14 protein-coding genes are annotated in these 19,455 nt (G+C 69.7%); 8 read left to right on the forward strand and 6 right to left on the reverse strand.

Translation table 11 applies throughout. From position 1 onward, the window contains the following. The first annotated feature begins 2 nt into the window (after positions 1-2). The 4 genes from F5X71_RS35155 to F5X71_RS35170 all read left to right on the forward strand — a co-directional run bounded on the left by F5X71_RS35155 (position 3) and on the right by F5X71_RS35170 (position 6,330). Positions 3-1,097, forward strand: a complete 1,095-nt coding sequence (locus tag F5X71_RS35155) for an isochorismate synthase (RefSeq protein WP_167465858.1) — start codon at positions 3-5, stop codon at positions 1,095-1,097. Between the two features lie 147 nt (positions 1,098-1,244). Further along, positions 1,245-1,415 (forward strand): DUF2613 domain-containing protein, encoded by a 171-nt coding sequence (locus tag F5X71_RS35160; RefSeq protein WP_167465859.1) that lies wholly within the window; start codon positions 1,245-1,247, stop codon positions 1,413-1,415. A 92-nt stretch (positions 1,416-1,507) separates the two neighbouring features. Next, the gene (locus F5X71_RS35165) at positions 1,508-5,770 is read left to right on the forward strand and encodes an alpha-(1->3)-arabinofuranosyltransferase (RefSeq protein ID WP_167465860.1); all 4,263 of its coding nucleotides are present in this window, start codon (positions 1,508-1,510) and stop codon (positions 5,768-5,770) included. A 59-nt stretch (positions 5,771-5,829) separates the two neighbouring features. Further along, positions 5,830-6,330, forward strand: coding sequence for a DinB family protein (locus F5X71_RS35170; RefSeq protein WP_238815624.1), 501 nt, complete (start codon positions 5,830-5,832; stop codon positions 6,328-6,330). Positions 6,331-6,348: 18 nt separating this feature from the next. Here F5X71_RS35170 and F5X71_RS35175 read toward each other — a convergent pair whose 3' ends face one another. Continuing rightward, the gene (locus F5X71_RS35175) at positions 6,349-7,557 is read right to left on the reverse strand and encodes an acyltransferase family protein (RefSeq protein ID WP_174817197.1); all 1,209 of its coding nucleotides are present in this window, start codon (positions 7,555-7,557) and stop codon (positions 6,349-6,351) included. Between the two features lie 205 nt (positions 7,558-7,762). Here F5X71_RS35175 and F5X71_RS35180 point away from each other — a divergent pair, with 205 nt between their 5' ends. After that, positions 7,763-8,908, forward strand: a complete 1,146-nt coding sequence (locus F5X71_RS35180; RefSeq protein ID WP_167465861.1) for a DUF3068 domain-containing protein — start codon at positions 7,763-7,765, stop codon at positions 8,906-8,908. 293 nt (positions 8,909-9,201) lie between these two features. On the opposite strand, the gene F5X71_RS35185 is transcribed toward F5X71_RS35180, so the two are convergent. Beyond that, positions 9,202-10,362 carry a polysaccharide biosynthesis protein gene (locus F5X71_RS35185; RefSeq protein ID WP_238815625.1) on the reverse strand — a complete coding sequence of 387 codons (1,161 nt, stop codon included), beginning with the start codon at positions 10,360-10,362 and terminating at the stop codon, positions 9,202-9,204. A 220-nt stretch (positions 10,363-10,582) separates the two neighbouring features. On the opposite strand from F5X71_RS35185, the gene F5X71_RS35190 reads away from it, so the two are divergent. Further along, entirely contained in the window at positions 10,583-12,643 is a 2,061-nt protein-coding gene (locus tag F5X71_RS35190) for a hypothetical protein (RefSeq protein ID WP_174817198.1), read from the forward strand. Between the two features lie 37 nt (positions 12,644-12,680). On the opposite strand, the gene F5X71_RS35195 is transcribed toward F5X71_RS35190, so the two are convergent. Next, positions 12,681-13,853 carry a glycosyltransferase family 4 protein gene (locus tag F5X71_RS35195; RefSeq protein ID WP_167465863.1) on the reverse strand — a complete coding sequence of 391 codons (1,173 nt, stop codon included), beginning with the start codon at positions 13,851-13,853 and terminating at the stop codon, positions 12,681-12,683. A 210-nt stretch (positions 13,854-14,063) separates the two neighbouring features. Between F5X71_RS35195 and F5X71_RS35200 the strand changes: the two genes are divergently transcribed. Next, complete coding sequence (locus F5X71_RS35200) at positions 14,064-14,849, forward strand: class I SAM-dependent methyltransferase (RefSeq protein WP_167465864.1); 786 nt, start codon at positions 14,064-14,066, stop codon at positions 14,847-14,849. Positions 14,850-14,857: 8 nt separating this feature from the next. Here the strand turns inward: F5X71_RS35200 and F5X71_RS35205 are convergent, their stop codons facing one another. After that, entirely contained in the window at positions 14,858-15,160 is a 303-nt protein-coding gene (locus tag F5X71_RS35205; protein ID WP_167465865.1) for a hypothetical protein, read from the reverse strand. Positions 15,161-15,370: 210 nt separating this feature from the next. Between F5X71_RS35205 and F5X71_RS35210 the strand changes: the two genes are divergently transcribed. After that, positions 15,371-16,816, forward strand: coding sequence for an aldehyde dehydrogenase (locus F5X71_RS35210; RefSeq protein ID WP_167465866.1), 1,446 nt, complete (start codon positions 15,371-15,373; stop codon positions 16,814-16,816). 41 nt (positions 16,817-16,857) lie between these two features. Here F5X71_RS35210 and F5X71_RS35215 read toward each other — a convergent pair whose 3' ends face one another. Together F5X71_RS35215 and F5X71_RS35220 are read right to left on the reverse strand one after the other, a co-directional pair. Beyond that, positions 16,858-17,061 (reverse strand): hypothetical protein, encoded by a 204-nt coding sequence (locus tag F5X71_RS35215; RefSeq protein WP_167465867.1) that lies wholly within the window; start codon positions 17,059-17,061, stop codon positions 16,858-16,860. Positions 17,062-17,601: 540 nt separating this feature from the next. Beyond that, on the reverse strand, positions 17,602-19,434 hold the full coding sequence (locus F5X71_RS35220; protein WP_167465868.1) for a phosphoenolpyruvate carboxykinase (GTP): 1,833 nt from the start codon (positions 19,432-19,434) through the stop codon (positions 17,602-17,604). Positions 19,435-19,455 lie beyond the last annotated feature (21 nt).

Here is a 19,455-nt window from a genome sequence, read left to right on the forward strand (position 1 = left end):
CTATGGACGGATTCCTGCTTGCACAGCCCGACGGCGTCGTACGGGCTTCCGGTAGCCGAATCGCATTCCACGAGCCCGAACGCGCGGTCGCCGCGCTGCGCGCGGGCAGTGCCGATCTGATCGTCGGCGCGTTGCCGTTCGACCCGCGCAGGCCCGCCGCGCTGAACGTGCCGGAACGGGCCGAGCACACCGCGGGCCCGTGGCGGCCCGCCGCCGTGCCCGAGCTGCCACCGGTGCAGTTCATCACCGAAATCCCCAGTGCCGCAGAACATATCGCGCGGGTGACCAAGCTCGTCGAGCAGCTCGGCGATCCCGCGCAGCCGCTGCGCAAGGTGGTCGCGGCCCGCTCGATCCTCGCGGAAGCGACCGCGGCGCTGGATCCGGAGGTGGTGGCCGCGCATCTGCTCACGCGGCACCCGCGCGCGAATGTCTTCGCGGTGGATCTGAGCGCGGCGGGGCGCACCGGAGCGACCCTGGTCGGCGCGACCCCCGAGGTGTTGATCGAGCGCCGCGGCGCGACCGTCACCCTGCATCCGCTGGCAGGCACGCTGCCCCGGCTCGCCGATCCAGAGGCCGACGCCGCCCAGGCCCGCGGACTGCTCGACAGCGGCAAGAACCGGGACGAGCACGCGTTCGTCATCGACTGGATCCGCGACCGGTTGGGCCCGGTCTGCGCCGAACTGTCCATTCCCGACGGCCCGGAACTGGTCAGCACGCACGAGGTGTGGCACCTCGCCACCCCGATCACCGGCAGGCTCCGCGACCCCGCGACCACCGCGCTCGAGCTGGCGCTGCTGCTGCACCCCACCCCGGCGCTCTGCGGCACCCCGACCGAGCTGGCGCTGGAGACCATCGCCGCGAGCGAGGAGGACCGTGGTTTCTACGGGGGCGCGGTCGGCTGGTGCGACGCGAACGGCGACGGTTCCTGGGTGGTCGCGATCCGCTGCGCGGAACTGTCCGCCGACGGACGCACCGTGCACGCCTACGCGGGCGGCGGCATCGTCGCCGCCTCGGACCCCAAGTCCGAACTCGACGAGACCACCGCCAAGCTGCGCACCCTGCTCGGCAGCCTGCACTGCGCGATCCCCGCGCACTGACCTCGGGTACCCGAGCCGGACGCCGCGGACCGCGCGGCGATACCCGTCGACTATCACCGGGAATCGGCGGGCTGAACGCACCGAATCCGGGGGCGGGCTGCTAGGTTGACCGGGAATGTGCCTGCATCGATGTATTGGAGTGCCGCAATGAAGTTTGCTGTTCCTGGTGTTGCGAGTGCTGTCGGCGGCGCCCTGCTCGGCGTGATCGCGGTGCTCCTCGTGACCGTTGCGGTGCAGCAGAACACACGTCCGGACATCGACCGCAGCGGCGACAAGGACTCCTCGCTGCTGAACAACGTCGAGTACGGCAGTCGCTGACCTCGGCGCCAACCGCCGAATCGCTCGCACCGACCGCGGCGTCGCGGCGGCACAGTACTGCGCCGCTGGGTAGACGCTGGCTCGTCGGCACCGTGCTCACGGCGTTCCTGCTGACCTTTCTGCAGGCGCCGGGGCGCACGGTCGCCGACACCAAATACGACCTGGCGCAGAACCCGCTGGGTTTCCTCGAGCGCGCCAGCCATCTGTGGAGCAGCCAGGCTCCGATGGGTCAGGTGCAGAACCAGGCCTACGGGTACTTCTTCCCGCACGGCGCTTTCTTCTCGGCCGGGCATGTGCTCGGCGTGCCCGCCTGGGCGACGCAGCGGATCTGGTGGGCGCTGCTGCTGCTCGCCGGGTTCTGGGGCATCATCCGGCTGTGTGAAACCCTCGGCATCGGCACCAGGGGTTCCCGGATCGTCGCGGCGATCGCCTTCGCGCTCTCGCCGCGCGTGCTGACCACGCTGGGCTCCATCTCCTCGGAGACCCTGCCGATGATGTTGGCGCCGTGGGTGTTGCTCGCGCCCGCCGCACTCGGGCTGCGCCGGCGCGCGCGACGACGCGGCGGTGCCGATTCTCCGGCGGGCAGTGCGCTCGCGCTGGCGCTGATGGGGTCGGTCAACGCGGTCGCGACGGTCGCCGCGTTCCTGCCCGCCCTGCTCTGGTGGGGCTCGTATCGGCCCGATCGCGCGTGGTGGCGGTTCACCAGGGCCTGGGTGCCGCTGCTGGTACTCGCCACGTTCTGGTGGGCGGTGCCGCTGCTCTTGCTGGGCAAGGTGAGTCCGCCGTTCCTGGACTACATCGAATCCTCAGGCGTGACAACGCAATGGGCCTCGCTCGCCGAGGTACTGCGCGGCACCGACAGCTGGACGCCGTTCGTCTCGCCGGAACGCATCGCGGGCGCGGTGCTGGTGACCCAGCCCGCCGCGGTGCTCGCCACCGGGCTGCTCGCCGCCGCGGGCATGGCCGGGCTGGCCATGCGGTCCATGCCGGATCGCGGCCGGCTCACCCTGATCCTCTGTGTCGGCCTGATCGGCATCTGTGCGGGATACGTCGGCGAGCTCGGCGGTCCGTTCGCCGAATCGGTGCGGCTGTTCCTGGATTCCGGCGGCGCGCCACTGCGCAACGTGCACAAGCTCGAGCCGCTGATCCGAATTCCCCTGGTACTCGGCCTGGCTCAACTGCTGGCCCGGGTGCCGCTGCCCGCCTCGGTGCCGATGCCGGTGTGGCGCGGCGCCTTCGCGCATCCGGAGCGGGACCGGCTGGTCGCCGTCGCCGCGCTGGTGCTTACCGCGCTGACCCTGGCCACGTCGCTGGCCTGGACCGGCAGGCTCGCCCCGCGCGGCGCCTACGACAAGGTGCCCGAGTACTGGACGCAGACCGCGCAATGGTTGCGCGACAACGCCGCCGACACCCGCGCCCTGGTGGTGCCCGGCGCGCCGTTCGGCAGCCAGGTCTGGGGACTTACCCGCGACGAGCCGTTGCAGGCGCTGGCGAGCACGCCGTGGGCGGTCCGCGACGCGGTGCCGCTGAACCCACCGGGCACGATTCGCGCGATGGATTCGGTACAGCGCCTGATCGCCGACGGCAGACCGTCCACCGGGCTCGCCCCAACGCTGGCCGGGCAAGGCATCGGAATCCTGGTGCTGCGCAACGACCTCGACGCCGAGACCTCGCGCTCGACCCGGCCGATGCTGGCGCACCGGGCGATCGAGGGGTCACCGGGCCTGAGCAAGGTCGCGGAATTCGGGGCGCCGATCGAATCCGCGGTCATAGCCGAGGATCTGGTTGCCGACGGCGACCTGCGCCCGGCCTACCCGGCTGTCGAGATATACCACGTCGGTGCGCCGAGGCCGGGCACGCCCGCCGAGATACGTAGCGGAACCGGTGCGCCGCAATCGTTCCCGGCCGCCTACACCGCGCCGCTCGGCGCGTTGCCGGTCGTGCAGGGCGGACCCGAGGTGCTCGAACGACTGCGCCGCGACCCCGGCGCGGCCGCGACCCCGGCGCTGCTCGCCGCCGACGCGGCACGGGCCGGACTACCGATCGGGCCGGTGACCGTCACCGATACCCCGATGGATCGCGAGGCCGACTTCGGCCGGGTGGACAACCACAATTCGGCGCTGCGGGCTCCCGGCGACGCCCGCCGCACGCACAACCTGGTGCCCGACTATCCGGTCGACGGCGCCGCACTCGTGCGCGGCGAATGGTCGGGCGCGACCGTCACCGCGTCCAGTTCGGCCGCCGATGCCACCCAGCTCGGCGGTGCCGCACCGGGCAGCTCGACCGCAGCCGTCGTCGACGGGGATCCAGCGACCGCCTGGATCAGCAACGGCACCGAACACGCGCTGGGACAGTGGCTGCGGCTGGACCTGGACCGGCCGGTCAAAGCAGGCCAGCTCACCTTCAGCACCAGCTCGGCCGCCATCGGCGACCCGGTGAAGTGGGTGGAGGTGCGCACCGCGAACGGCACCGTGACCACCAGAATCCCCGAACCCGGTACGCCGGTGTCGGTTTCGCTGCCCGCGGGCAAGACCGATTGGGTCACCATCACCGCCATCCGCACCGAGACCGGCAAGCGCGGCGGACAGTTCGGCATCAGCGAGCTGACCCTCGACGACTATTCCGTGCGCGACCAGCCGGTCCGGGTCGATATCCGGCACCGGACCGTGTTGCCGCCGACCCAGCCCGGCGCGCAGGTGCGCGGCTGGGACCTCGGACAGGAATTCCCCGGCCGCAGCGCCTGTTTCGCGTCGCCGAATCGAGTGCGCTGCAGCAAGGGTCTGGCGCTCGCGCCGGAGGAGCCCGGCACGTTCCAGCGCACCCTCTCGGTACCAGAGCCGATGCCGGTGACACCCGAACTGACGGTGCGCACGCGGCAGGGGCCTGCGCTGGAGGCGCTGCTCACCGATCCCGGTCGGCCGGTCGCGCGCGGCAAGGCCGATGTCGGGGACCTGCGGGGCGCCGCCTTCGCCGCGACCGACGGCGATCCGCGCACCAGCTGGACCGCGCCGGAGGCCGCCGTGCGCACGCTGACCGGGCCCAAACCCACACTGACGCTCGAACTCCCCGAACCGGCACTGGTGACGGGCCTCGACCTCACCCCGTCGCTGGGCGGGCTGCCCGCCACCCCCACCGCCGTGGTGGTCAACCTGGGCGACGGACCGCAGTTGCGCGAGCTCGAACCCGGTGACCCGGGCACCACACGCCGAATCTCGTTGCATCCCACCGTGACCGATCGCATCGAGCTCAGCGTGCAGTCCTGGCGGCCGGTGCTCGACCAGACCGCGCTCGGCTTCGTGCAGTCCCAGCCGCCGGGCTTGGCCGAGGTCGAGGTGCTCGGCCCCGACTACCCCGCCCCGGCGCCATTGGACCGGGAGATCACCGTCCCGTGCGCGCTGGGCCCGACGATCACCATCGATGGCCAGATCCGGCACACCTCGGTGACCGCCACCGCGGACGAGCTGCGTTCCGGCGCACCGGTTCCCGCGCGACTGTGTGCCGACGACGACACCGCGCCGCGGCCCGACTCCGCCGCGGTGGACCTGGCAGCGGGACGGGCCGATGTCGCGGTCGGCCCGACCGACCTGTTCTTCGTCGACCGACTTCGCCTGAACCGCACCGACGTCACCGCCGCGGTCCCGGCCGACCAGGGCGCGCGCGTGCTGGTGCTGCCGCTGAGCACGAACGTCGGCTGGCAGGCACAGACAGCCGACGGACGCACGCTGCAGCCCGTTGTCGTCGACGGCTGGCAGCAGGCCTGGCTGATTCCGGCCGACGCGCGCGGACCGGTCACGGTGTCGTTCCCGATCGACCGCTGGTACCGCCTGGGCATTTTCGGCGGACTGATGCTATTGCTACCGCTGTTTTTCCTCGCGTATCCGCGGCGCGCGTCGAAAAAGGCTGCGGCCGAACGGAGTATCGCGTCTAGCACGGTGCAGACGGCCCGCGCCGAGGCCCCGGGTTCCGCGGCGATGCCGAAAGCCGGTGCCGCGGTGCTCGACAGCGCCACGAACACCGGTGCCGACGAGCCGGATACCGTCCCACGCACCTGGGGCACCCGCTGGCTCGGCGCGCTCGGGCTCGCCGCGGTCGCGACGGTGATCGCCGGGCCGGTCGGCACCCTGCTCACCGCGGGCGCACTCGCCGCCGTGCGCCTGCGGCCCGCGTACGCGGCGCGGGCGCTGGTCATCGTCGCGGGACTCGGCACCGTGATCTCGGCCGCGGCGCTGTCCACCGGGCCGTGGCGCTCCGGCGACGGCTACCTCGGCGGCTCGGTGTGGGCGCAGCTGCCCGCACTGCTCGCCGTGATCGCCGTCGGGGTCGCGGCACTGCCGCCCGAACGCCGCGGGAACTGATCGGCGGGGTATCGATTCAGGCTGCGGCGCAACGGACCTCGTTGCTAATGTGGCCCGGCGTGGACACCTGTGCAGAATGTGGTTTCGTTTACGATCTGACCCGCGCGACCGACGTGGCGTCACTGGCCACCGAGCACGCCGTCGAATACGCCGACCTGCTCCTCACCGAGTCGCCGAAACTACGGCAACGCCCGGCGCCCGAGGTGTGGTCGCCCCTCGAATACGCCTGCCACATGCGCGATGTGCTGCTGGTGCAACGCGAACGCGCGCTCGCCGCCCGCCGCTGGGACACCCCGGAGGCCACACCGATGGGTCGCGACGAACGCGTGGAGCACGACGGGTACGCCGACCAGCGGCCCGCCGATGTCGGCAGGCAGATCCGTGACGCCGCACAGTTGTTCGCCAATGTGCTGGACCGGCTGAAAGACGAGGACTGGGAACGCACCCTGGTCTACAGTTTCCCTGAGCGCCAAGAACGTTCGGTGCGCTGGCTGGCGCTGCACACCCTGCACGAGTTGCGCCATCACCTGTTGGACATGCACCGCAGGCTCGACAGCTGAGGCACGGGGGAATTCGGCTCAGGGCGCGGCGAGGCGGTCCGCTTCATCGAGCTCGCGCGGCGGCTTCGGCCGGTCCCAGCGCCGCATCCAGTGCCGGACCGGCTCCTCGATGAGCGCGTAGCTCGCGGCGGCCACGGGCAGGGTCAGCGCGATCGTGAGCACCAGGACGTAGCCGAAATCGCCTGCGAACGGCAGGATCCCGAACACCGGGAAAACCACCGACAGCACCGCCAGATGCCAGATGAAGATGCCGTAGGACCAGCGTCCGACGGTCGCGGCCACCCGCGACTCCAACCACCGGTGCCGCAGGCCCGCAGGCCCGAGCACCAGCGGAGCGAGCAGGGCGAAGCCGATGATCGCGCCGAGGCCCATCTTCGCCGCGTACTGCCACGGCTGCGCGTGCGTCAGCCCGGCGGGGCCCGCGACGTCGGTTGCCGAGACCCCGAAGGCGAGTGCGGCCACCGCCCACATCAGCGGCTGGTTTCCGGCCATCCGCCACCATTTAGATAGCCGATCGCTATGAAATGAGAGTTCCGCCAACACCATTCCCATCGCGAACCACGGCAGATATGCGGGCAGCCAATTATCGGAATGGATAGCGTCGGGCGTCGGCACCGGAATGAAGTTCCAGCCCAGGCACACCGCAGCGAATACCAGCAGCACCGGCACTCGATAGCGGGCCGCGCCGCCGCGCAACCAGACCACGGCGAACGCGAGCAACGGCAACACCAGATAGAAGGCCACCTCCACCGAGAGGCTCCACATCTGAGTCAGTCCGTCGGTCAGCGTCAACGGCACGAATACCTGCAGCAGCGCAAGATTCGACAACCACACCCGCAGGCCCGCCGTCCCGGCCGCGCCGGGCAGCAATACCAGCACCGCGACCACCACCGCCCAGTACGCCGGCAGGATGCGCGCGGCGCGATGCCTGAGGTAGTAGCCGACCGAGGGTGCCCGTCCCAGCCCGCGCGCCGCCGCCGCGTGCGGGCGCCACAGCAGAAATCCGGAGAGCGCGAAGAACACCGCGACCGCCATGTCGAACCGGCCCCAGACCCGGCCGAGCACGGGGGTGTTCGCGGCGCCGGTCTGAAAAGCCACGTGCGTCAACAACACTCCGAGCGCGGCCAGTCCGCGCATGCCTTCCAGCGCGGGCAGAAAGGCGCGCGCGGGCGTGGCTTCGGCGGCCGCGGGAACGGCGGTAGTGGCGGTGGGCAGCGTTGCGGTCATCGGGCTCCAGTCTGCCTTGCCGATTTCCAGGTGATAACTCGACGTTTCACATTTCGCGCTAAACTCGGGCGATTTCTGGGTCGTTTCCGGCCTCGACGCCGCATGGTACGACATCGGGCTGTTAGTGTCGGGGCTCACGAGTGCCACCGGGGTCGATCCTGGGCACTCGCCGGAACGACCCTGTTCTACGACGAGGAGTGTTTGCATGGCACTGAGTGCCGGAACCAGAAGGACGGTGGCCTGCCTGCTCGTGGGTCTCGGCGCGTTGCTGATCGTCGCCGCGCTGATGATCCCGACATACACCGTCGGCAAACTGGCGAAGACTCCTCTGGATCTCGAGATCACCACGATCGCGACGAACCAACCCGGTGAAGAGAGTCTGGTGCTGGACTCCAAGTCGCTCACCGGCGAAGGCTCGGCGAAGATCGACAAGGACGTCAACCTGGTCTCGCAGCGCTTCCTCACCGTCGAAGAGCCCTCCGACGCCACCGAGATGACGGTGCAGGCGGGTTCGACGCTGCGGCGCACCGACAAGCAGGGCGACACCGGCCTGCTGACCGCGACCATCGACCGCGTCACCATCGACCGCAAGACCGGCGAGCCGGTCGACAAGGAGCCCAACGGCTCCATCGCGGTCACGGTGAACAAGGACATGCAGTCCATCGCCGACCCGGTGCAGCACACCGGTCTGCAGTACCGCTTCCCGATCGGTACCGAGAAGAAGACCTACCCGTACTTCGATCTCAACGTGCGCAAGACCTACGACATCAACTTCGTCGAGGAAACCGAGATCAACAATACGAAGGTCTACCACTTCCAGCAGGCCATCCCGGCGACCAACCTCTTCGACGTGGTGCCGGCGCCGACCAACAAGCTCACCTTCCCCGCCGCCAAGTGGGGCGTCGAGGGCGAGGGCGACATCACCATGGCGCGCTGGTACACCAACACCCGCGACGTGTGGGTCGAGCCGCAGACCGGCACCGTGATCAAGGGCGGCGAGCAGTTGCACCTGTACTACGCGCGCTCCGGTGAAAAGCCCGAGGTCACCGCGCTGAAGTCGCACATCGTCTTCAACGAGAACACCATCGAGTCGCAGATCGCGGTGGCCAAGGAGAACATCGACAAGCTCTCGCTGTACGGCCGGATCATGCCGATCGTATTCGGTGTGCTCGGCGTGATCGCGTTGATCATCGGCCTGATCCTCGGCATTCGCGGCGGCTCGTCGGCCGCGCCTGCGGGCAGCGGCGGACCGCTGAACCGGCGCTCGGGCGGCGCGGCGGCGGCCGGTGGGTCCCGCCCCGTGGACAACGATCCCCCGACCGAACAGATCAACATCACGAAACAACCGTGATATAGCACCATGATTCGGCCCCCGGTCCTCGACCGGGGGCCGTTTCCTTTGGCGTGGACAGTCGCATGGCTTGTACGCGAACAGGATCGACCCGCCTAGCTCGCGAGCACGTCGCTGTCGACCGAGCCGGTTTCCGTGGAAGCGGTTGGGAGATCGCCGAACTGGAGCACGCCGGCAAGATCCAGACTGGGACCGACACGGCCCAGCGTCCGCCGTGAAGCTGGGTACCAGCCGTGCCCTGCAACCGGCCCTGACTGCTGACGTCGCGAAGATGGGGGCCGACCGACGCGGGCTCAGGCGACCGGTCGTGCCGCACGGTCGGGTTCCGCGGTGCGCAGGACGATGATCGCGACCACGAGGGTGGTGGTCGCCGCGCAGGTGGCGGCGGTGGTGATGAGGGCTGGGATCGAACGGGCGAACGCGACCATGAGCGTCACCTCGACCGCCAGGCCCAGCCAGGTGAGCGCGGCGAGGGCGGTGCGGTCGACGGCGATCGCGGACAGCATCGCCCCCTGGAGCACGGCCAGAAGCGCGCCGTGCAAGGCGAACAGCCACAGCAGGCCCTGAATCGGCGCGTAGTCCTGGCCCGCCAGCAGCGGAGCGAGCGGTGCGGCGAGGGCCGCGCACAGCACGGCGACGGTGCCGATGCCGGACAGCACCGCCAGCGCCGCGCGGATCGCGCGCGCCGAATGCGTCGGCTGCGCCATCCGCGGATACAGCACAACGCCCACCGCCTGCGGCAGCCAGAACGCGATCTTGGCCGCGATGGTGCCCAGCGCGTAGCGGCTGGCGTCCGCGTCGTCCAGCACCATCCGGACCACGATCAGGTCCGCCGAGGACAGCGCCATCAGTGCCGCCTGCACCTGCGCCGCCCGCAACACCGGCAAGACCCCGATGGCCTGCACCAACTCGTCCTCGGCGGCGCGGTCGCGCGGCGCCGGGGCACCCGCGACGAACCTGGCGAACGCCGCCGCCACCGCGATACCCGCCGCGGCCGCGGTCAATGCCAGTGCCGCACCGCCGCCGACGGCCAGCACGACCAGCGCGGGCGCGACCCTGGCGATCCCGGCCGCGCCGAGCACGACGCCGAGCGCCCGAAATCGCCTGCCGCCCTGCAATACCCCCTGCTCACCAGAAAGCAGCACCAGCGCGGGCGCGGCGCCGAGCGCCGCCGCGCACGCGGCGACCCCGACGTTCAGCGCACTGGTCACCACCGGAATCAGCACCGCGACCACCGCCGCGACGATCACCGCGCACCGCCACTGCAACCCACGCAACGCCGCGGCGCCCGCGCCCCGGACCAGTTCCCTGGCCACCACGTTCTGCAGGGCCAGCGCGGGCACCGCGCACAGCAGCTGCACCGCGAGCAGGCTCGCGAACTCGCTGTACCCGGCCACGCCCAGCCAGCGCCCGGCCAGCAGCTGGAGTAGATAGCCCGCCACGTTGGCGGTCATCGCACCTGCCGTCACCAACGTCAGGTCCGCCACCACAGGAAACCGACGGACCGCAGACACGCTCGCCATCGTCCCATTCACCCGTCGCGCCGGGGGCTTCGCACCCCCTCGAGAGGGCGTTTTCGTGATCAGGAGGAACTGACGGCGGCATCGTCCGAGTGGTCGCCGCCCGTAGTTCCCCCTGATCTCGCAGGCCCGCCGCCACGTAGGGTGCACAAGCGTGAACGAGAGCGAGCGGAGCGTGCGCTGGGCGAAGGTCGTGCCCGCCGGGTACAGCGCGGTGCTCACGCTGCTCATCATGGGTCCGCTGCTGGGTCCGGGCTACCTGCTGCTGCGCGACGCGGTGAGTACGCCGCGCGCCTACCGCACCGACGCCGCCCTCGGACTCGGCGACGCCGCGCCGCGCGCGGTACCCCAGGACGCGGCCCTCGCCGTGCTGTCATCGCTCGTCGACGGCGGCTTGGTGGTCAAAGCGATTCTGCTCGTCGCGCTGTGGGCGGCCGGCTACGGTGCCGCCGCCCTCGTGCGCGAACTCCTGCACGCCCCCTTGCCCGCCCAGCTGGTCGCCTGCACCGTCGCACTCTGGAACCCGTATCTCGCCGAGCGACTCCTCCAAGGCCACTGGAGCCTGCTCACCGGCTACGCCGCCCTCCCCTGGATCATCCTGACCACCAACCGCATCCGTGCACACCCACACAGCGCCACGAACGTGCGCCCCCCGCTGCGGGATTGGGCGGGGTTGGCGGGGGCGCTTGCGGCGGCGGGGCTCACGCCTACCGGGGCGGTGCTCGGGACGGTGACGGCGTTGGTGGTGGTCGGGTGGCGGCGGTTCGCGGGGGTCGCGGTGCTGGCGGTGTTCGCGTCCGCGCCGTGGTTGTCGGCCACCGCGGTGTCCGGGGCGGGGAGCGAGCCGTCGGATCCGGCGGGGATCGCGGCGTTCGCCGCTCGTGCCGAACCCGGGCTCGGCACCGTGGGCAGTCTCGCGGGCCTCGGCGGGATCTGGAACGGTGAGGCCGTACCCGATTCCCGGACAACGCCGCTCGGGTTCATCGGCACGCTCCTGCTGCTCGCCATCGTCGCCACCGGACTGCGCGCCCTCTGCGCCGAACAGGACAACCGCTACGTGCATCGCGCGCTCGTCACCCTCGCGGCGCTGGCAATCCTGCTCCCCGCGCTCGGCGCGACCTCACCTGGCATGCACCTGCTCGAATGGCTCGTCGCCCACATACCCGGCACCGGACTACTGCGCGATACACAGAAATACGTCGCCCTCGCCATGCCCGCCTACGCACTCTGCGCCGCCGCGGCCTGTATCACGATCGCCGCCCGCTTCCACTCCGGCCGGGAAATCCGTTCGCCTGCAACAACACCCAACGGCCCGGCCGCTGGCGCCGAAGCACAACCCGCCGAGCCGCAATCAACACTCGGGAAAACCCCATCGACCGACCAACCGCCGACCCCCGTGGGCACCGCATCCGCTGACCGGCCGACAGTCACCGACCCCGCATCTCCGGCCGGCGACTCGACCGCAGGCGAAACCGCCGCGCCTTCCAGCACCGTCACCAGCACTGAAGCGGGGGCGAACAGAGTGCGGGCGCGGGTGGTAGCGGGGGTTTGCATGGTTTTGCTCTTGTTGCCGCTGGCCGATCTGGGGTGGGGTGTGGGTGGGGCGTTGCGGCCGGTGCGGTATCCGGCCGGGTGGCAGGTGGTGGCCGAACGGGTGACGGGGCCAGGGGACGTTGCGGTGTTGCCGGGCGGGATGTTTCGGAAGTTCCGGTACAGCGGGCCGGCGCCGGTACTCGACCCGGCACCGCGGATGCTGCCGCGCGATGTCTTGCAGACCGGTGAGCTGCCGGTGCGCGGACGCACCGTGGCGGGCGAAGGCACGCGCGCCCGGACGGTGGAAGGGCTGCTCCTGCACGGTGGTTCGGCCGCGGAGCTGGCGGCACACGGCGTGGGCTGGGTGCTGCTGGAACGTGGCACGCCAGGCCCCTTGGGCGAATCGAAAACGACGCTCGCGCAACTGGATCAGGTGTACGCCGACAACGATCTGGCGTTGTATCGAGTCCCCGGGCCGATCGATGAGCGCACCGGCTCCGGCACGGATCGCTTGGTCGTCATCGCCGCCCACACCCTGTGGGCCGCAATGCTTCTCGGCGGCCTACTGCTCGCCGCCGCGGCACGCATGCGGCCTACTCCTCGCTGCCGCGGCACGCATGGCCGGGGACGCCCGCAACCGCTGCCGGGTAGGCGACCGCGGCCGGGTCGGCGTCGCGGTTGATCGCGATGGCCGCGGCGGCCGAACACAAAACCCGGGTTCAGCTCACCGATCGCGGCGCGATCAACCCGGACGTGTACTCACCGCGTGCGGCCGCGGCCAGCACCTCGTACACCCCGTTCCCTGTTTGCTCCCAAGAGAATTCCCGTGCCCGCGCCCGTGCCTTCTCCCCCATCACCGTGCGCGCGGCGTGATCGCCGAGCAGTTCGCCCACCGCCTCGGACAATTGGGGGACGTCGTCGACCAGCAACCCGGTGACGCCGTCGATGATCGAGTCGGTGAGGCCGCGGGAACTGCGGTAGCCGATGGTCGGGACGCCGTGTTGCGCGGCCTCGATGACCGCGAGACCCCAGCCTTCCTTGCGCGAGGGCAACACGTGCACCCAAGCGCGCGAGAGCAATTCATGCTTGCGGCGCTCGTCGACGTGCCCGTGAAAGGTGACCGCGTCGGCGATGCCGAGTCGCGCGGCATCGGATTTCAGGTTGTCGGCCCACCAACCGTCGCCGATCACATCGAGATGCAGGCCCGGAATCGTGGGGCGTAGCCGCGCGACGACGGCGAGCGCGTCCTCGATCTGCTTGTGCGGCACCAGCCGCGACAGTACGACGATGCACGGGTTGTCCGTGCGGGTGCCCGCGGCACCGGTCGGCGCGTCGACGGGAACAGGTTCAGCGCCGTTGCGCACCACGGCGATCCGCGCCTGCTCGACGCCGAGGGTGGCGAGCTCTTCGGCCGAGGGCAGCGATACGGTCAGATATTGGTTGTGCCGATGCACCCGGGGCGAGAGGCGCGATTCGATCCACCAGCCGATCCGGCCGACCAGCCGACCAGCGACGGGCCACTGCTCTCGATGGCCATGATGCACCAGCACCACCGAGGGCGCTTTGGCGGCCGCGGTGGCGAAGAACGGGATCCCGTTCTGGGTGTCGATGATGGCGTCGGGCCGCACGTGCCGCAGCGGTCCGAGGCCGAGCCTGCCGAGCGCCATGGCGGCCAGCGCCCGCGGGTAGACCGAGTAGCGGCCACCGGCCCGGCTGATATCGATGCCGTCGAGGTGTTCGCGGCGCGGCGCCCCCGGATACCGGGCGGTGCGCAACGTGACTTTGACGCCCCGGGCCGCGAGCTGCGCGCCGACCTGCTCGAGGTAGCGTTCGCTGCCGCCGCCCTGCGGGTGCCCGGTGTCGCGCCAGCACAGCAGGAGGACTTCGCGCACGGTCGAGCTTCTCTCGGTCAGGTGGCCCCGGTCGGGGAACGTCGGATATCGGGCTACACCCTAACCCGGACACCCGCCGGAAAGCCGACTACCGGCGCGGGCGCGGGCACATGATCGGCTACCGCACCCGGTCGGCGTGGCTATCATCGAGCGCCTAGAGCCCAGTGCCCGTGCGGGACGCCACCGCACCGCTATGCGAGACTCGGCGCCGTGTTGAGAGCCGAAAAATCGCCCACCGACGGCGCGGCCCCCCGCTTCGCACGCCGCGCGACGCTGCGTCGTTCGCTGCGCCTGCTCGGCAGCTTCCGGTTCGAGCAGAGCGACCCCGCGCTGTTCTACGGTGGCCTCGCCGCCGACAGCGCGGCGATGATCGGCGATTTCTACACCGATCTCACGGGTCGAGAGCTGGTCGGGGCGACGATTCTCGACGTCGGCGGCGGGCCGGGCTACTTCGCCGACGAATTCGCGCGCACGGGCGCGCGGTACATACCGGTGGAACCGGACCCGTCCGAGATGCACGCGGCCGGATTGTCGGTGACGGGCGCGGTACGCGGCTCCGGGATGGCGTTGCCGTTCCGCGACGACGCGGTCGACATCTGCTTCTCGTCCAATGTCGCCGAGCACGTGCCCGATCCGTGGCTGATGGCGGAGGAGATGGTGCGCGTGACGCGGCCGGGCGGGTTGATCGTGCTGTCGTACACGGTCTGGCTCGGCCCGTTCGGCGGGCACGAGACGGGACCGTGGCACTACCTCGGCGGCGAGTACGCGGCGCGGCGCTACCGACGCAAGCAGGGACGGGAACCGAAGAACCGGTTCGGCACATCGTTGTTCGCGGTCCGGGCGTCGGACGGATTACGTTGGGCGGCAGCGACTTCGGCCGACGTGCGCACCGTGTTTCCGCGTTACCACCCACGCTGGGCGTGGTGGCTCGTGCGCATCCCGGCGCTGCGCGAACTACTCGTGAGCAACCTTGTTGTGGTCGCTACCAAGGCCTAGCGAACAGCTCAGTGCTCGAGCCAGCCCCGGCGCCAGCCGCGCCTGCCGCACGGTTCGTGCAGCGGGTGGCTCCACGGCGATTCCTGGATCGCGAGACCGACGGTCTCCAGCGTGGTGAGGCCGACTTGATCAGCTAAGGCCCCCACGACGGCCACCGCTTCGGCGGCTTGCATGGCTGCGGTCGCTTGCTCGATGGTCAGCGTGCGCCCCGGTAGGAAAGACACCACCCATCCGCCCGCGCCAACGCTCTTCGCTTGATGTTCGGTCTGGTCGCTGGTCATCAACGACCTGCCGACTACTTGCACCGCCATGACTCGGTCTCCCCAATTGCGGTATCGGTTCAGAAATCGAGCGAGCTGATCAGTAGCTAACAGCATCCTCTCTTCAGCAACAGAACGCAATAGTGCGTTCTACGAAAAGCGAACCGACAGGTTGGGATTCGTCCAGCTCAGCGCGATGACCACGGAGCAGAACTGGAACAGGTTACAGACAACTGCGGGACGAAACTGTAACGTGTTCTCATGCATTACGACAGCTTGTTCATCGGCGGCCGCTGGACCGCGCCAGCCACCACCGAGCGCGTTCAGGTCATCTCGCCGGTCACGGTCGAGCCGGTGGGCAGCGTCCCCGCGGTGTCGCGGGCCGACGTGGACGCGGCCGTCGCCGCCGCACGACACGCCTTCGACCACGGGCCGTGGCCATCGACCCCGCCCGAGGAGCGGGCCCAGGTGCTCACCAGGGCCGCACGGCTGATCGAGGAACGCTCGGCCGAACTGCTCGCCGCGCTCACCGCGGAAATGGGCGCACCGCAGATGATCGCCATGACGCTCAACCAGATTCCCGCGGTCGCCGCGCTTGATGCCTGCGCGGCGCTGGCAAAGACGTTCCCCTGGAACGAGACTCGCACCGGACTCTTCGGCACGTCCCGGGTGAGCAGGGAACCGCGCGGCGTCGTCGCGGCGGTCACCGCGTGGAATGTTCCGCTGTTCCTCGCCGCCAACAAGCTCGCGCCAGCCCTGCTCGCCGGATGCACCGTGGTGCTGAAACCCGCACCGCTGACACCGATTACGGCCAACCTGCTCGCCGACATCTTCACCGCGGCGGGACTGCCCGATGGCGTGCTCTCCGTGCTGCCCGCCGAACCCGAGGCCGCCGAATATCTGATCTCGCATCCGGGCGTGGACAAGGTCACCTTCACCGGCAGCACGGCGGTCGGCCGCAAGATCGGCGCGATCGCCACCGGTCAGCTCAAGAGCGTCTCCCTGGAACTCGGCGGCAAGTCCGCGGCAATTCTGTTGCCGGACATGGACATCGCGGCGACCATTCCCGTGCTCGCCTTCTCCGGGCTGATGAACAGCGGGCAGGGTTGCGTCGCGCAGACCCGAATTCTCGCGCCGCGCAGTCGTTATGACGAGATCGTCGACGCGCTCGTGGCGCACGTGCGGACCATGCAGGTCGGCGATCCCGCCGATCCCGCCGTGCAACTCGGCCCGCTGATCTCCGAGCGGCAGCGCGAGCGCGTCGAGGGCTACATCGCGAAGGGCAAGGCGGAGGGCGCGCGACTGGTGCTCGGCGGCGGGCGCCCCGCCGGCCTGGATCGCGGCTGGTTCGTCGAGCCGACCATCTTCGCCGATGTGGACAACAAGTCGACCATCGCGCAGGAGGAGATCTTCGGGCCGGTGCTCTCGGTGATCCCCTACGAGACCGAGGACGAGGCGGTGGCCATCGCGAACGACTCGGTCTACGGCCTGGCCGGCTCGGTCTGGACCACCGACGTCGAGCACGGCGCCGAGATAGCCGCGCGGGTGCGGACCGGCACCTACGCGATCAATTGGTACGCGTTCGACCCCAGCTCACCGTTCGGCGGCTACAAGAATTCCGGGCTCGGCCGGGAGAACGGCCCCGAGGGGCTCGACTCGTTCTGCGAGCAGAAGTCCGTGCTCATGCCGATGGGGTGGACCGGCTAGGCCGATTCGCGCGGCGGAACCCGCCGGGACGTGGCGGCGGCTCAGTCCGCCGGCATGACCACCCGCAGGACCGGCTCGCTCTCGCGGCCGGTCAGGCCCGGCGCGTCGACGATCTCGACGCGCCATCCCGGCGGCAGGACAGCCTGCAGGCGCCCGGCGGCGCGGCGCAAGGGCGTACTGAGCGTGGCCAGCTCGAAGCCGGCCACCAAGGGCGTGATGGACGCGCCCGTCTCCAGATCGGTCATGCTCCAACCACCTCTCGCGCGTCGATCTCATCGTCTTGCACCGCAGCGCGGGAATTCGATGTCGATAGGGAAGTAGTTCAGTCGATCAGTTAACAGTTAGCAATCGGACTGGCAGGTCATGAGACCAAGAACACAACAAGCATAAGCCACCTCTGCGCAAAGCTCACACATCGGACACTTACCCTTCGCCGTGCCTCGGCAAACGCCCCCAGCTCGCGCTTCCATGACCACCGACCATGACCAATAGCACCACACATTCCCGATCACGCGGCAGGGAACACGCGCAACGGGCGCGAATGATGTGTCATCCATCAGCATTCGACACCGCGGCGCTCGCGACGCTCTCCGCCCCGAGCCGCCGGTCATCCGTTGACCTACAACAAGTTTCAACAGGACAGCCGCGAAACACGGTGCGCCACCGACTGGCTCGAACACCCCACACCCACGTCATCCCCACTTCCAACTGGGGAGCGGACCGCGGGAACTGAGCACAAAAGGAAACGCCCGCACCGAGTTGGTGCGGGCGTTTGAGTTCCGGGCTCAGCCGAGGCGTTCTTTCAGTGCCTCGAACTCGTCGCGAACGCCGGAAGGCAGTTTGTCGCCGACGAATTCGAACCATTCCTCGATGAGCGGGATCTCCTTGCGCCACTCGTCGGCATCGACCTTCAGCGCCTCGTCGACGTCGTCGGGGTCGACCTTCAGGCCGTCGAGGTCGAGCTGGGCGGCGACCGGAACGTTGCCGATCGCGGTGGCCTCGGCCTCGGCCGTGCCCTCGACGCGGCCGACGATCCACTCCAGCACGCGGGAGTTCTCGCCGAAGCCGGGCCACAGGAAGCGGCCGTCCTCGCCGCGCCGGAACCAGTTGACGTAGAAGATCTTCGGCAGCTTGGTCGCGTCGGCGTTCTTGCCGAGGTTGATCCAGTGGTTCAGGTAGTCACCGACGTGGTAGCCCATGAACGGGATCATCGCCATCGGGTCGCGCCGCACGGTGCCGACCTTGCCCTCGGCGGCCGCGGTCTGCTCCGAGGACAGGGTGGCGCCCATGAAGACGCCGTGCTGCCAGTCGAAGGACTCGGTGACCAGCGGGACCGTGGTCTTGCGGCGACCACCGAACAGGATCGCCGAGATCGGCACGCCCTGCGGGTCGTCCCATTCGGGGGCCAGGATCGGGCACTGCGACATCGGCGTGCAGTAGCGCGAGTTCGGGTGGGCGGCCAGCGTCTCGGTTTCCCGCAGGTACCAGTCGTTGCCCTTCCAGTCGATCAGGTGGTCGGGTTCGCCCTCCAGACCTTCCCACCACACGTCGTTGTTGTCCGTCAGCGCGACGTTGGTGTAGACGGTGTTGCCCGCTTCCATGGTGGCCATGGCGTTCGGGTTGGAGCTGCGGTTGGTACCGGGCGCGACGCCGAAGAAGCCGTACTCCGGGTTCACCGCGTACAGGCGTCCGTCCTTGCCGAAGCGCATCCAGGCGATGTCGTCGCCGAGGGTCTCGGCGCGCCAGCCCGGCACGGTCGGCTGGATCATCGCGAGGTTGGTCTTGCCGCAGGCGCTCGGGAAGGCGGCGGCGATGTAGTAGGCCTTGTTCTCCGGGGAGATCAGCTTGAGGATCAGCATGTGCTCGGCCAGCCAGCCCTCGTCGTGGGCCATGGCCGAGGCGATCCGCAGCGAGTAGCACTTCTTGCCGAGCAGCGCGTTACCGCCGTAGCCGGAGCCGTAGCTCCAGATCTCGCGGTCCTCCGGGAAGTGGGTGATGTACTTGGTGTCGTTGCACGGCCACGGCACGTCGGCCTGGCCATCGGCCAGCGGGGCGCCGACGGAGTGCAGGGCCTTCACGAACGGGCGGTCGGTGCCGAGCTTCTCCAGTGCGGCGGCGCCCATGCGGGTCATCACGCGCATCGAGACGACCACGTACTCCGAGTCGGTGATCTCCACGCCGAGCTTGGGGTCCTCGGCGCCGAGCGGGCCCATGCAGAACGGCACCACGTACATGGTGCGGCCCTTCATCGAGCCGCGGTACAGCTCGGTCATCGTGGCGCGCATCTCGGTGGGGTCGACCCAGTTGTTGGTCGGACCGGCGTCGGCCTCGCTCTTGGAACAGATGTAGGTGCGCGACTCGACCCTGGCCACGTCCGAGGGATCGGAGAGCGCGAGGAAGGAATTCGGCTTCTTCTTCGGGTCGAGCTGCTTGAAGGTGCCCGCCTCGACGAGCTGAGTGGTGAGCCGATCCCATTCTTCGTCGGAACCGTCCGCCCAGACCACGCGCTGCGGCTGTGTGAGTTCGGCGACTTCCTGTACCCAGGCGAGTAGTTCGCTGTGCTCGGTCGGCGGCTTGCCGTCGGATCCACGAAGACCAGGAATGGTCGCTGAGGTCATGAAAACTCTCCTGAGATGGGC

Source organism: Nocardia brasiliensis, from assembly GCF_011801125.1.
Taxonomy (GTDB): Bacteria; Actinomycetota; Actinomycetes; order Mycobacteriales; family Mycobacteriaceae; genus Nocardia; species Nocardia brasiliensis_C.

Excerpts from the sequence above, each read along its gene's own strand:
- F5X71_RS35155 (WP_167465858.1), top strand. The coding sequence starts at position 3 with ATGGACGGATTCCTGCTTGCACAGCCCGACGGCGTCGTACGGGCTTCC.
- F5X71_RS35160 (WP_167465859.1), top strand. The coding sequence starts at position 1,245 with ATGAAGTTTGCTGTTCCTGGTGTTGCGAGTGCTGTCGGCGGCGCCCTG.
- F5X71_RS35175 (WP_174817197.1), bottom strand. The coding sequence starts at position 7,557 with ATGACCGCAACGCTGCCCACCGCCACTACCGCCGTTCCCGCGGCCGCC.
- F5X71_RS35180 (WP_167465861.1), top strand. The coding sequence starts at position 7,763 with ATGGCACTGAGTGCCGGAACCAGAAGGACGGTGGCCTGCCTGCTCGTG.
- F5X71_RS35185 (WP_238815625.1), bottom strand. The coding sequence starts at position 10,362 with ATGACCGCCAACGTGGCGGGCTATCTACTCCAGCTGCTGGCCGGGCGC.
- F5X71_RS35205 (WP_167465865.1), bottom strand. The coding sequence starts at position 15,160 with ATGGCGGTGCAAGTAGTCGGCAGGTCGTTGATGACCAGCGACCAGACC.
- F5X71_RS35210 (WP_167465866.1), top strand. The coding sequence starts at position 15,371 with ATGCATTACGACAGCTTGTTCATCGGCGGCCGCTGGACCGCGCCAGCC.
- F5X71_RS35215 (WP_167465867.1), bottom strand. The coding sequence starts at position 17,061 with ATGACCGATCTGGAGACGGGCGCGTCCATCACGCCCTTGGTGGCCGGC.
- F5X71_RS35220 (WP_167465868.1), bottom strand. The coding sequence starts at position 19,434 with ATGACCTCAGCGACCATTCCTGGTCTTCGTGGATCCGACGGCAAGCCG.